The sequence below is a fragment of the Muriicola soli genome (genome assembly GCF_004139715.1).
Lineage (GTDB): Bacteria > Bacteroidota > Bacteroidia > Flavobacteriales > Flavobacteriaceae > Muriicola > Muriicola soli.
Window position 1 is genome coordinate 2,318,166 of the sequence record NZ_CP035544.1, and the last position, 13,459, is coordinate 2,331,624.

At 42.6% G+C, this 13,459-nt stretch carries 14 protein-coding genes; 8 read left to right on the forward strand and 6 right to left on the reverse strand.

All coding sequences use genetic code 11. From position 1 onward, the window contains the following. Nucleotides 1-24 precede the first annotated feature (24 nt). A complete protein-coding gene (locus EQY75_RS10565; protein WP_129605683.1) occupies nucleotides 25-714 on the forward strand; it encodes a TapB family protein in 690 nt (229 codons plus the stop codon). Between the two features lie 97 nt (nucleotides 715-811). Here the strand turns inward: EQY75_RS10565 and EQY75_RS10570 are convergent, their stop codons facing one another. The 3 genes from EQY75_RS10570 to EQY75_RS10580 form a co-directional block, all read right to left on the reverse strand. Then, nucleotides 812-1,036, reverse strand: a complete 225-nt coding sequence (locus tag EQY75_RS10570; protein ID WP_129605684.1) for a hypothetical protein — start codon at nucleotides 1,034-1,036, stop codon at nucleotides 812-814. Between the two features lie 132 nt (nucleotides 1,037-1,168). Further along, nucleotides 1,169-1,867 (reverse strand): lipoyl(octanoyl) transferase LipB, encoded by a 699-nt coding sequence (gene lipB / locus EQY75_RS10575; protein ID WP_129605686.1) that lies wholly within the window; start codon nucleotides 1,865-1,867, stop codon nucleotides 1,169-1,171. Nucleotides 1,868-1,887: 20 nt separating this feature from the next. After that, nucleotides 1,888-2,043 (reverse strand): YqaE/Pmp3 family membrane protein, encoded by a 156-nt coding sequence (locus EQY75_RS10580; protein ID WP_129605687.1) that lies wholly within the window; start codon nucleotides 2,041-2,043, stop codon nucleotides 1,888-1,890. Between the two features lie 147 nt (nucleotides 2,044-2,190). Between EQY75_RS10580 and lysS the strand changes: the two genes are divergently transcribed. The 3 genes from lysS to EQY75_RS10595 all read left to right on the forward strand — a co-directional run bounded on the left by lysS (nucleotide 2,191) and on the right by EQY75_RS10595 (nucleotide 6,961). Further along, nucleotides 2,191-3,879: a lysine--tRNA ligase gene (gene lysS, locus EQY75_RS10585; RefSeq protein WP_129605688.1), complete on the forward strand. Its 1,689-nt coding sequence runs from the start codon at nucleotides 2,191-2,193 to the stop codon at nucleotides 3,877-3,879. A 150-nt stretch (nucleotides 3,880-4,029) separates the two neighbouring features. After that, nucleotides 4,030-5,430 carry a PKD domain-containing protein gene (locus EQY75_RS10590; protein ID WP_129605690.1) on the forward strand — a complete coding sequence of 467 codons (1,401 nt, stop codon included), beginning with the start codon at nucleotides 4,030-4,032 and terminating at the stop codon, nucleotides 5,428-5,430. A gap of 97 nt (nucleotides 5,431-5,527) precedes the next feature. Further along, nucleotides 5,528-6,961: an SLC13 family permease gene (locus EQY75_RS10595; protein ID WP_129605691.1), complete on the forward strand. Its 1,434-nt coding sequence runs from the start codon at nucleotides 5,528-5,530 to the stop codon at nucleotides 6,959-6,961. Between the two features lie 53 nt (nucleotides 6,962-7,014). Here the strand turns inward: EQY75_RS10595 and EQY75_RS10600 are convergent, their stop codons facing one another. Beyond that, the gene (locus EQY75_RS10600; RefSeq protein WP_129605693.1) at nucleotides 7,015-7,422 is read right to left on the reverse strand and encodes a hypothetical protein; all 408 of its coding nucleotides are present in this window, start codon (nucleotides 7,420-7,422) and stop codon (nucleotides 7,015-7,017) included. 354 nt (nucleotides 7,423-7,776) lie between these two features. Continuing rightward, complete coding sequence (locus EQY75_RS10605; RefSeq protein WP_129605694.1) at nucleotides 7,777-8,385, reverse strand: hypothetical protein; 609 nt, start codon at nucleotides 8,383-8,385, stop codon at nucleotides 7,777-7,779. Nucleotides 8,386-8,651: 266 nt separating this feature from the next. Here EQY75_RS10605 and EQY75_RS10610 point away from each other — a divergent pair, with 266 nt between their 5' ends. The 4 genes from EQY75_RS10610 (at nucleotide 8,652) to EQY75_RS14010 (ending at nucleotide 12,136) form a co-directional block, all read left to right on the forward strand. After that, on the forward strand, nucleotides 8,652-11,147 hold the full coding sequence (locus EQY75_RS10610) for a zinc-dependent metalloprotease (protein WP_129605696.1): 2,496 nt from the start codon (nucleotides 8,652-8,654) through the stop codon (nucleotides 11,145-11,147). Between the two features lie 198 nt (nucleotides 11,148-11,345). Beyond that, on the forward strand, nucleotides 11,346-11,510 hold the full coding sequence (locus EQY75_RS14005) for a hypothetical protein (RefSeq protein ID WP_165200623.1): 165 nt from the start codon (nucleotides 11,346-11,348) through the stop codon (nucleotides 11,508-11,510). Between the two features lie 165 nt (nucleotides 11,511-11,675). After that, nucleotides 11,676-11,984 (forward strand): hypothetical protein, encoded by a 309-nt coding sequence (locus tag EQY75_RS10615; protein WP_129605697.1) that lies wholly within the window; start codon nucleotides 11,676-11,678, stop codon nucleotides 11,982-11,984. 5 nt (nucleotides 11,985-11,989) lie between these two features. After that, nucleotides 11,990-12,136, forward strand: coding sequence for a hypothetical protein (locus EQY75_RS14010; protein WP_165200626.1), 147 nt, complete (start codon nucleotides 11,990-11,992; stop codon nucleotides 12,134-12,136). A gap of 29 nt (nucleotides 12,137-12,165) precedes the next feature. On the opposite strand, the gene hemL is transcribed toward EQY75_RS14010, so the two are convergent. Beyond that, nucleotides 12,166-13,455 (reverse strand): glutamate-1-semialdehyde 2,1-aminomutase, encoded by a 1,290-nt coding sequence (gene hemL, locus EQY75_RS10620; protein WP_129605699.1) that lies wholly within the window; start codon nucleotides 13,453-13,455, stop codon nucleotides 12,166-12,168. Nucleotides 13,456-13,459: the final 4 nt, after the last annotated feature.

The following is a 13,459-nucleotide window of genomic DNA, read 5'->3' on the forward strand; positions in this document are numbered from 1 at the left end:
TATGGAAACCTTAAGAAGATATTCATGAAAAAAATAATCCTTAGTCTTTGTTTGATCTTATTTTTAATCGGGGGTGTTTATAGCCAGGACTGCAGCATATATTACCCTATGAAGGAAGGAGCCACATTTCAGTATACCAACTATGATAAAAAAGGAAAAACGGAAGGCGTCCTTGATTACGAGATCACAGAGGTTATCGCGAATGGCGGAGCTACCCAGGCTACCATGGTTATTGTAATGAAGGATGAAAAAGGTAAGGAAATATACAATACAGACTATAGCTTTACTTGTGAAGACAATAAGGTATCCATTGACTATGAATCCTTAGTGCCTGATAATTTGTTTGAGCAAATGGGGGATATGGAAATGGAGATCACCGGAACGGATATAGAATTACCTAACAATTTGGAAGTAGGACAAGTTTTGCCTGATGCCAATGTCACCATGACCATGAAGATGGGGGGAATGAATATGAAGACCACTGTGAATATCCTTAACCGAAAAGTAGAAAAAATGGAAACCGTCACCACTTCAGCCGGTTCTTTTAAGTGTTATGTGATCTATAGTGATAGTCAGACTAAGACAATGGGGATGAATAAAACCTTTCCTTCTCGACTGTGGCTGGCTGAAGGCGTGGGTATGGTAAAGCAGGAAACTTACAAGAAAAATCAGGATTTGATGAGCTGGACGGAGCTTACGGCATACTCTAATTGAATTTACCTGCCTGTTATTTCAACAGGGATTTATCTTCTGGAATTATAAAATAGGAATACTTACAGATCAGAAAGAGAGTAAACAATGTTTTAATCTCTTAACTATAACTGGCCAGGTTAGACTCAATATCCTCTTTTTTATCATCGGAAACTTCCCCTTCTTGTGTTTGTTCATACTGGATCTCAGATGAAGGGTTCCGGGCCTGGTTTGCATCAGTATCTGACGAACTCCACGCCTCATATTGCGAATTCAGCAACATTCCCAGGAAAAAGATTCCCAGCATGATTAGCTTGTGCGATATTTGGGTTCTGATACTAGACATTTTGATAGTTTTTTACTTTGGTTACTTACCTAATAGACGTTTATAGAAGGTAATTGTTACAAAATCAAAACCTTAGAATCATCTTTTTCTTCGATAAGACCCGGGAAAATCAATATTTATCGCAATTTCAGCTTATTCCAAATGTGCCTCAAACAGCTCACAGAAATGCCCGAGTAGCTTCTGCTTTACCTCTTGCATGTCCATAGAAGGTCTGCCCAGTTCTACATTGAGTGAAGTCACCCCCTTCCCCTTAATCCCACAGGGGATCATCAGATCAAAATAAGAAAGGTCGGTGTTTACATTAAGTGCAAATCCATGCATGGTTACCCATCTGCTGGCCCTGACGCCCATGGCACAGATTTTTCTCGCAAAGGGAGTGCCCACATCTAACCATACCCCGGTTTCACCTTCCGAGCGTTCTCCCTTAAGGCCGTAATCTGCCAATGTCAGGATGACCATCTCTTCAAGCAACCTCAGATATTTGTGGATGTCAGTAAAGAAATTATCAAGATCAAGGATGGGATAGCCCACAATCTGGCCAGGGCCATGGTAGGTGATGTCTCCGCCCCTGTTGATCTTGTAAAAAGTTGCACCTCTGCCGGCCAACTGTTTTTCATCTACCAACAAATTCTCCATATCTCCGCTCTTCCCCAGGGTATACACATGGGGATGTTCCACAAATAAAAAGTGATTTGGTGTTGGCCGCGTGGTGCCCTCCCTTCGGTTTCTGATCTTTTGATCCACAACCGCCTGAAACAACTGTTCCTGATAATCCCAGGTTTCCTTGTAATCCTTAAATCCCAAATCCTGGATGGCCACATGCTTATTCATAGGGCACAAAGATACAAGGATCAGTTGGGATTATTTAAAATGATCAGGGCTGCAATAACTCCCGGCACCCAACCACAAAGGGTAAGTAGAAAAACAATAATAAAAGAGCCACATCCCTTCCCTATGACAGACAAGGGGGGAAATAAAATGGCGAGCAATACGCGTATAAAGCTCATTCTGAATTGATTTTGATTGATGTACTCTATCAGTCTTCACTAAAGTTAAATTGTTACAAAATGCGGTATTGATTTTTCCTTTCTTCCAAGGAATTAGATTGAAAGATTGACCACTTGTCGCTATATTTGCAGCTCAATTTTGAGTATATGCAACTGTCTGAACAAGAAGTCATCCGGAGAGATAAACTTTCCAAACTACGCGAAATGGGTATCAATCCCTATCCTGCTGAACTTTATCCGGTAGATACCCGGTCTTCCCAGGCTAAAAAGAATTACGAAGAAGGCAAAGAGGTGGTTGTGGCAGGCCGACTCATGTCTCGCCGTATTCAAGGGAAGGCATCTTTTGCAGAACTTCAGGACAGCGAAGGCAGAATACAGTTGTATTTCAACCGCGACGAGATCTGCCCGGGGGACGACAAAACCCTGTATAATGACGTCTATAAGAAATTACTGGACATTGGGGATATCATTGGGGTAAAAGGCAGCTTATTTACCACACAAGTGGGAGAAAAGACCATTATGGTAAAGCACTTTGATCTGTTGAGTAAATCACTAAGACCACTCCCTCTCCCCAAAAAAGATTCGGAAGGACACGTCTATGACGAATTCAATGATCCCGAACAGCGCTATCGCCAGCGTTATGTAGACCTTGTCGTTAATCCCAAAGTAAAGGAGACTTTTGTGAAAAGGACAAAGATCACCAACAGTATCAGGGAATTCTTTAACGAGATGGGGTATTTGGAGGTGGAAACACCTATACTACAGCCCATCCCCGGAGGTGCAGCCGCCAGGCCTTTTGTCACCCACCACAATGCCCTGAACATTCCTCTCTACCTGAGAATCGCTAACGAATTATACCTAAAAAGACTTATTGTAGGAGGATTTGAAGGGGTCTACGAATTCTCAAAAGACTTCAGGAATGAAGGAATGGACCGGACCCATAACCCGGAATTTACGGTTATGGAACTCTATGTGGCGTACAAGGATTACAATTGGATGATGGATACTACGGAACGTCTCCTGGAAAAAGTAGCCATGGATGCTCATGGAAGTACTAAAGTGAAGGTGGGCAAGAACGAGATCGATTTTAAGGCACCTTATCCCAGAGTACCCTTACTCGGGGCGATAAAAGAGCATACCGGATATGATCTTAATGGAAAAGACGAGATCGAAATTCGCGAAATCGCACAAAAACTGGGAATTGAAACCGATGAGAGTATGGGGAAAGGCAAGCTGATTGATGAGATTTTCGGTGAAACCTGTGAGAAATTCTACATTCAGCCCACTTTTATCATAGATTACCCCAAAGAGATGAGTCCGCTTACCAAAGAACACAGAACCAACCAGGATCTTACCGAGCGATTTGAATTAATGGTCAACGGCAAGGAAATCGCCAATGCGTATTCGGAGTTGAATGATCCCCTGGACCAGCGCGCACGTTTCGAAGACCAGTTAAAACTTTCGGAAAAAGGAGACGATGAAGCCATGTTTATAGACCAGGATTTCCTCAGGGCTTTGGAATACGGAATGCCACCTACTTCAGGGATTGGGATTGGGATAGACCGACTGGTAATGCTGATGACAGACAATGCCTCCATACAGGAAGTATTGTTCTTCCCGCAGATGAGACCGGAAAAGAAACCACTAGACCTGAGTGAGAACGAAAAAACCATTTTGGGTTATCTGAAGGAACAAAACCCAATGCCATTATTATCCCTCAAGGAAAAAGCAGGTTTGAGTAACAAAGCCTGGGATAAGGGCATAAAAGGTCTAAATGCTCATGGCCTGGTAAAAGTGGTAAAAGAAGGAGAAAATCTGCTCTGCACCCTGCAGTAAACACCTATTCGACAAACTACCTGTTAATATTATCTAAAATATTATTAATCAGATAGTTAGTGGGAGTGCATCTCGTCGAAAAGCTGTTAAAAAATCCAATATCATTGCCCATCAGGCGTTTTATAGACGTGGAACCTCAAATCTGTGTTTATGAAAAAATACTACCTCCTGGGCGTATGCCTGATCCTTTTATACGCGTGTTCTAAAGACGCAAACCCTCTAATTGACGAAAATCCCGACGAAGGACTGGCCCTTAAGGCTTGTTTCGAATTGAGTGCTACTACAATAAATGTTGGTGAGATGCTCACCATCAATAATTGTTCTGAAGGAGCAACCTCCTATTTGTTTGATTTCGGCAATGGCAGCAGTAGTGAACTGGAAAGTCCTTCAATAAGTTTTGAAGAAGGTGGAAGCTATGAGATCACCCTTACGGTCACTAATGACGATGAGGAAAGTGAGTCCGTGTCCAAAACGGTTACCGTTGTGGTCATTGAGGCTTCTTATCTGTTTCCTGAAATCCCGGACGGTTTTACCGGCCTACCCCTTGAAGTAGGGATCAATCCTACAACCGGAAATATCTTTTCCCTGGAGTTATACCAGGACAACATAGGTACTGAGGGGTCAAAATTTTTCTACCGAGAATTTGATGAGAATTTTCAATACGCCTCAAATTACATAGCCGACAAACCTTATAATTCAGGAAGCGGATTTGTAAACTTCTATCCTTCCGGTAAAATGAATTTCGTCTTTTCCAGAACGCTGGGCGGCCTCTATGGCACTCAAGAAGTAAATTACACCAGTGTATGGACCTTGCTGAATGCAATTAGTTCTGCAACAAAGCACAGTTACGGTGCCCTCGCTGACGGCGCAGATGATCTTTACTTTGGAACTGAAGAAGAGGGTGGCATTTACAAAACTGCCATAGAAAAACGAAATAGCAGTGGGGATGCCTTTGAAGTAATCTTGAATAATTTTGGCCCTGCCGATTCCATGATTGGAGATATGATCGCCGTAGATGGGGGTTATGTAGCCTTTGGGGCAGTCTTCTCCAAGAACATTTCCCTCCCTTATGTTTCAGGGTATAAACCCCTGTTAGTATATATGGATGGGAATCTGAATGTAACCGGCCATGTGATTTACGAAGATACGTCCATCGCCGAAACTGTTGCCGACTGTAACGACCTAAATGGAAGCTATCAACTTACTCAGCTTAGTAACGGGAACCTGGTCATGTACAGTCATGGTGAGCTCAGGGTGACCGATCCTGGAGGAAATACGGTAAGTAAATCTTATTTTGAAGGGAGCTCAAACATTCAGGCCCTGATTGAACTGGGAGATTCCTTTGTGATCTCCACAGATGAATACCTGCGTAAATTCAGTGCTCAGGGTGCTCAAACAGCGCAATTAAAATACAATGGAAACTACCTTCCCGAATTGGTCAAAAAGGACAATGTGCTCTTTTTTATAGCGGGATATGATCATGAAAGTGAAATAAAAATCTTCTACGGAGCCTGTGACAATGATCTAACACTCATTGATCTGAGCCCGTAAGGGTTGGATGCCATGTTCTAAAAAGGGAGCGAATCGCTCCCTTTTTTATTTTCCTAACTAAAAATTTAAGTATAGCTTAGGCCTTAAATAGTGTTACATGGCATTGAGTAAAAAAATAGGTCTTTTCCTCGGGCCGCTTATTTTTATCATCCTCATTAATTTACCCGACCTTCTTCCCGGGAAGGTGTACGCCAACGCAGTGATCGCCACCGCATCCTGGATGATCATCTGGTGGATCACCGAAGCAGTCTCAATTTCTGTAACTGCGCTCCTACCTCTGGTACTGTTTCCCAGTCTTAATGTGATGGAAATCTCAGAAGTGGGCTCTAATTACGGCAGTCCGATTATTTTTCTGTTCTTTGGTGGCTTTGTACTAGCTCTTGCCCTGGAGAAGGTAAATCTGCACAAGCGGATTGCCCTAACCATCATTAGGATCACGGGTACAACTCCCAACAAAGTGGTACTGGGCTTTATGATCGCCACGGCTTCACTGAGTATGTGGATCAGCAATACGGCCAGTACCGTGGTCATGCTTCCCATTGCCATGTCGGTCATAGGGCTTTTAATAAACGATGCGGACGGCTTTACAAAAGACGATAAGAATTTTGCGCTGAGTGTAATGCTGGGAATTGCCTTTTCGGCCAATGCCGGAGGAATCGCAACGGTGATCGGAACACCCCCTAATTCGGTCTTAATTGGGCTACTCGAAAATCAGTATCAGATCGAGATTTCTTTTTTAAAATGGATGACTTTCGGTCTCCCGTTTTCGGCCTTGTTGCTCTTTATTTGTTATTGGGTTTTGGTTAAATGGATGTTCCCCAACAAGCAGTTGCAATTCTCAGCTTCTCGTAAGGTGATACAGGATGAACTTATAAAATTGGGGCCAACTTCCGGAAAGGAAAAGATGGTCCTGGCCATTTTTGGGGTTACGGTGTTTTTGTGGGTATTTCGCACCGTCATCAACGGAATTTTCCCCTCTCTGGGGCTATCCGATACCATTATTTCCATGACAGGGGCTATTGCCCTATTTTCCTTGCCTTACAATTTGCGAAAGGGCGATTTTATCATTCAATGGAACGATACCAGCAAACTGGCCTGGGGAATACTTATTTTATTCGGGGGAGGTTTGGCTCTCGCCAATGGGATGTCTAGTAGTGGAATCGTAGACGTGGTTTCCGAGGCGATTGCGCAAAGTGAATTGTCTATCTTATTTACAGTATCACTGCTGATTCTTTTGATGCTCTTTATGACTGAATTGATGAGCAATGTGGCACTGGTAGCCGTCCTTGCACCTGTCGTAGCTGGTATCGCGATAGGGCTGGGTATTCCTATGTTACATGTTTTAATTCCGGTAACTATAGCGAGTAGTTGTGCATTTATGCTCCCAATGGCTACTCCCCCTAATGCTATAGTCTTTGCGAGTGGATTTATTGAAGTGCATCAAATGGCGAGGGCGGGGATAATTCTGAATCTGATTTCAGTGGTCCTTTTGATTATTATGTTTCAAATAATTATGCCACTTATATTCTAAAAAAAAGCTCCGAAATTACTTTCGGAGCTTGTGAATCATCTTTGTCTTATTACTTATCTGCCAATATTGGCATCGAAATTCTCAGGAAGATATTGACGCGTATCAAAATCGAGTTCAAAGAGATCGTTTTCATCGATATACTCTATTGAATGAATATTAAATTCGCATTTGTAAGGATTGAATCCTTCTGGAAGATACTCACGTGTGTCAAATCCCAATTCTACCTCGTCTGTTTCGTCTATGAAGCTCACGTGTAAACCGTTAACCGGACTGGCATAAGGATTGAAATCTTCAGGTAAATACGCCTCCGTATCAATTTCCGGAGAGGTAGTTTCCTCATCCTGTAGATAAGTGATTTCCCCTACCATCAGATTTTTATCATTTAAAGTATCATTCGCCAGGGCGATCTGTCCCGCCGCTAAGAATGAAAGTGCACTAATTTTTATAATATTTGTATTCATAACGCTTTTTTTGGTTTTATTTCCAAGCAAAGATATAACCCGAAAGCCCCATTTTTATTGTACTTCAGAAATGATTAACATACGTTAGTATAAGCACGAATAATCACTTTCACAAAATCTATAGATTTTCCTTATGAAGTTGACAAGGTTTGGACCGAAATGCACATATTAGTGCGATCCGGAGGGCTTTTTATTGCAGTTAACGCAGTTGATTTTTTAGCGTTAAACTTCTGTTAAGAAGGCTGCCTAAAGGGGAATTCGTCCTGCCAAAAGAAAAAGCCCCTGCTTAACAAGGGCTTTTCAACTAACTAATTCAAATAAGTGATCAAACAAAATTATATTCAGTACAGCTCACTATAGACTGTAAGGGTTAAAATTTTCTGGTAGATATTGACCAGTGTCAAAACCTAGATCCAAATCTTCATCTTCGAGATACACTATGGAATTGAGATCTAATTCCTTTTTATAAGGATCAAAACCTGCAAGCAAATAATCCTCAGTGTCAAATCCAAGACTCAGATCCTCCTCTTCTATATAAGAAACATCCATAAAATGAGCAGGAAAAGCAAAAGGATTGAAGTCCTCAGGTAAATTCAGGCTCAGATCCGAGTCATGCACTTCTTCTTCAATGATGTTGACATATTCCACTGAGGCGAGATCAAAATACGCCCTGTATGGATCAAAGTTCTGTGGCAGGTAATCTGCAGTATTAAATCCGAGATCGAGCTCCTCATTGTCTTCTAAGTACGGGATAGCAGATAGCTCAAGGGTTTTCGATTCAGTTTCTTCAGTGCACTCCCAGTTCGCGACATTGATCACAAGAGAAGTTGCGACGAAATTTTCATCTAAAAGGATTACCGGGTTTGTTTCAGTTTCAAGTTGAACCTCATCGGGAAAAGATGATTGCGGCGTGGAGGTAATCCCCAGGAAAACCATTCCACATAAGATTAATAATTTGTTCATTTTTAGATTGATTTGATGATTGTTATTCTATGTTTATAAGACTCCAAAAAAGACCTTGTGTTACATCGTTAGCTTAGGTTTAACAATTCCCTTCCTGCGAATTACACCATTGTCGGCAGTGTAAAAATCCTCAAACTTGCTGTTTTTCCTAATCTCTCAACCTCCTGTTTAATTTATCTAAGCGCTGCTCTACTTATGATAATCTTAACAGAACGTTTGCTTAATTTTTCGGTTCTTTGGCAAATTCAATTTTAAAAAGTTAGGAAATGCTAAAGAAATTACTCCCTAAAATTCTTGTGATACTTTTAGTTGCAGGATACTCCCAAAGTACAGAAGCGCAACTTTTCAAAAAGAAGAAAAAAGCCGAATCTTCAAAACCGGCGGCAAAAACTAAAAAAGGTGATCCGGAACCTTATGATAAGGTGATCACCAAAGATGCAATTACCGATTCCGGGCTATTTGATGTTCATATTGTTGATGATTCCCACTTTTACGAAATCCCTGATTCACTCTTTAATCGTGAAATGCTTATGGTGAGTCGGATCTCTAAAACTGCATCAGGCATTGGTTTTGGTGGAGGAAAGATCAATACACAGGTATTGAGATGGGAAAAGAAACCGAAAAAGGTGCTGCTCAGAGTGGTGAGTTATGACGTTGTTGCTGCCGATTCACTTCCGGTACACGAGGCTGTCGTAAATTCTAACTTCGAACCCGTTCTCTATTCATTTGATATAAAAGCCTTTAAAAAGGATTCCCTGAATCCGGCTACAGTCATTCAGGTAGACGAACTCTTTACCAAAGATGTTCAGGCCCTGGGTATGCCAGACCGTTTAAAGAAGCGCTATAAGGCTACACGCCTTGATGCGGACAGGAGTTATCTGGAATCGCTAAAGAGCTACCCCCTAAACATTGAAGCAAGACACGTTAAAACATACAATGCAGGAAGTCCTCCTTCTAACCAGAGTCTAGGATCGATTTCCATCGAGATCAACAATTCTATGATTCTCCTTCCCGCAGAACCCATGAAGCGTCGATATTTCGACAAGCGTGTGGGGTGGTTTGCAAGAGGACAGGTTGATTACGGCCTGGATGCACAGGAAAGCAAGACCATAACCTTCCTGGATCGCTGGAGACTGGAAGTTAAGGATGAGGATATGGAAAAGTTCAAAAATGGTGAATTGGTTGAGCCTAAAAAACCTATCGTATATTACGTTGATCGTGCAACACCGAAACAATGGGTACCTTATATCAAACAAGGGATCGAAGACTGGCAAGTAGCATTTGAAGCTGCAGGTTTTAAAAATGCCATCATCGCAAAAGACCCTCCAACTCCGGAGGAAGATCCTGACTGGTCGCCGGAAGATGTGCGCTATTCAGTAGTAAGATACCTGGCTTCACCCATCCCCAATGCAAACGGACCTCATGTAAGTGATCCTCGTAGCGGTGAGATCCTCGAATCTGACATCAACTGGTACCACAACGTGATGACGCTCTTACGCAATTGGTTCTTCGTACAAACTGCTGCTATCAACCCTGAGGCACGTGGCGTAGAATTTAAGGATGAGGTGATGGGAAGACTCATTCGTTTTGTCTCTTCACACGAAGTTGGGCATACATTAGGATTACCTCACAATATGGGGAGTAGCGTAGCATATCCAGTAGATTCCCTTCGTTCAGAATCCTTTACAAAGAAATACGGTACAGCCCCGTCCATTATGGATTATGCTCGTTTTAATTACGTGGCACAACCCGAAGATGGTGATGTGGCCCTGATGCCGAACATTGGTATTTATGACAAATACGCCATCGAATGGGGTTACAGACCTATCCCCGGGACATCGGCGGAAGACGAGAAGTCTATCCTGGATTCCTGGATCTTGGAACATGCGGGAGATCCTTTATATCGTTTTGGACATCAGCAGGTTGGTGATGTAGTAGATCCCAGTTCACAAACTGAAGATCTCGGTGACAATGCCATCCTCGCCAGTGAATATGGGATTGCCAACCTCAAACGCATAGTTCCTAACCTAATTGAGTGGACCAAAGAGGACGGCAAGAATTACGACGATCTCGAAACCTTATACGGGCAGGTTCTTTCTCAATTCAACAGATATATGGGCCATGTTTCCAACAACATTGGCGGCGTGTACGAAAATCACAAGACTTATGACCAGGAAGGGCCGGTATATACCTATGTTCCCAGGGAACACATGGAAAATTGCGTAGCCTTCTTACACGAACAATTATTTGAAACACCGGAATGGCTGATCAATCCAGACCTATTTGCAAAGATTGAGTATTCAGGTTCTGTAGAACGGGTAAGAGCACTTCAAGTTAGAGCACTCAATAATCTGATGAGCCTGGGCAAAATGGCCAGGTTAGTGGAATACGAAGCGATCCATGGCAACGAGGCTTACTCGCTGCTCGACCTTATGACTGATCTTCGCAGGGGGATTTGGTCTGAGCTCAGATACGGAAGAACTATAGACACCTATCGCAGAAATTTACAGAAAGCTTATGTAGACCGACTGGAATATATCATGAACGCTGAAGACCAACGCAAACTGCCCGACTTTGGAGGTTATCGTAAATCAACGGCGGTGACCATTAGTCAGTCAGACCTCAGGTCCATCGCTCGTGCTGAACTCACTACGCTGAGATCTGCAGCTTTAACAGCTGCCAACCGTACCTCAGACAGAATGAGCAAATTTCACTTACAGGATATTGCAAAACGCATTGAAAAGATCCTGGATCCGAGTTAAGTAAATACTTAACGATCTTTAAAAGGTACTGTTTCATCTATGAGCAGTACCTTTTTTTATTTTCTGTCTTCGCCCATTTTCGCAGTTTACCACAAGTATTTGGCTTTTCACCACATCAGACCCGCCAATGCACAACATTCCTCCAATTTGCCTCCTTCTTAAGGCTATATTAGTAGTGTAAATAAAAAACCCCAGATCATGTCTTATAAAGTTAAAAGTCTGATATACCTGATTTGTTTTGTTGTTTCCGTAGTCATCTATGGACAAATGGAATCAAGTATGAACGAACCCGCCTCTGAAGAGATGCAACTCGTTCAAACACAAAGTGAAGATTTTAATCAGGATACAGATAAACCTTTTTAGACAATTGCCTTTTTCATATTCCCCAAATCGATTAAATCAAAAGCCCGCTATCATGCGGGCTTTTTTTAGACAGCATTCTGAGTTAAATTCATCCTAAATCGAATTAAAGGGCTAAACCTTTTGTTTCTCTTCCGGTCCTAAGGGTGTAATTTAAATGAATAACACATGAAAAAAATTCTTATCGCTATGTTAACCGTAGCCAGTATTAGTGTCGCCGCCCAGGAAGGGCACCGACAAGGACCACGCCAAGAAGAAGATCTGCTAACACCGGAGCAAATGGCTGTATTGCAGACCAAAAAGATGACCCTGGCACTCGACCTTACCGAGGCTCAACAGGAGCAAATTCAGGAATTTCATCTGGAAAATGCCCGCTACCGTCAGGAGAAAATGGAGGCCCGAAAAAAAGACAGATCAGAAGATCCCAAAAAGATCTCAGTGCCGATGAGCGGTTCACCATACAAAGTGAACGCTTAGATCATATGATCGCCGGAAAGGAGAAGCTGAAATCTATCCTCAATCAGGAACAGTTCGAAAAATGGGAGAAGGTGATGCACCACAAAAAAAGAAAAAGACACGGAAAAGGGATAGGTCATAATGAAGACGGACGCCCCCGAGGTAGAAGTTAAAAAAATGAAAGGGCCTATGGGGCCCTTTTTTATTTTAAATCAGAAACTATTTCCGTCAACCCTTCCAGGGTAAAATCAATATCGGAATAGGAGAGCGCATCATTGAGAAAATAACTTTCGAAGGCACTTGGTGGAAGATAAACACCTTTGGACAACATTCCGTGAAAATACTTTTTAAAGGTATCGTTGTTCCCTTTCATAGCACCCTCAAAATCTTTTACGGGTTTTTCTGTAAAATGCACAGATATCATAGAACCAAACCGATTGATTTGATGTGCAATTCCATTGTCGGAGAGAATACGCTCGATTCCCTGATGTAAATATTCAGTCTTATTAGCCAGGCTTTCAAACACTTCGGGCTTTTCATTCAGTGCAGTCAGCATAGCCAGTCCGGCACTCATTGCCAGTGGGTTTCCACTTAGTGTTCCCGCCTGGTAAACCGGGCCGTCTGGGGCCAGATAGTCCATGATCTCTTTTCTTGCGGCAAAAGCGCCAACGGGTAATCCTCCGCCTATGACCTTGCCGTAGGTAACGATGTCTGCCTTGATATTCAAGACTTCCTGAGCTCCGCCTTTTGCCAGCCTGAAGCCCGTCATGACCTCATCAAAAATCAAAAGGATCTTCTTTTCAGTGCATCGTTCCCTTAGGCCCTTAATAAACGAATCATCCGGAATGATACAACCCATGTTCCCTGCTACGGGTTCTATGATTACTGCAGCAACATTCTCCTTATTAGCTTCCAATAATGCATCTACACTTTCCAGATTATTGTACCTGGCCAACAGTGTGTCTTTAGCTGTTCCTTCTGTTACGCCAGGACTGTTAGGACTCCCAAATGTGACGGCACCACTTCCGGCCTGAATAAGGAACGCATCGGCATGGCCGTGATAACACCCGGCAAATTTTATTATTTTATCCTTCCCGGTAAATCCTCTTGCGAGTCGGATCGCACTCATACATGCTTCCGTTCCGCTGTTTACAAATCGAATCTTATCCATATTGAGCACCATGGATAGCGCCAGTTTGGCCAGATCAGTCTCAATTTCAGTAGGCATTCCAAAGGAGGTACCCTTTTTTGCCTTTTTTATTACGGCTTCAAGAACCGGTTCATACGCATGGCCTAAAATTAAAGGCCCCCAGGAGGAAATGTAATCAATCAATCTATTGCCGTCCTCGTCATAGAGATAGGCTCCTTTGGCCTCCTTGACAAAAACAGGAGTGCCGCCCACAGCTTTAAAGGCCCTAACAGGCGAATTCACACCTCCGGGAATATAGCGTTGTGCCTCCTTAAAAAGGGCACTGCTTCTTTGGTACTTCATACGA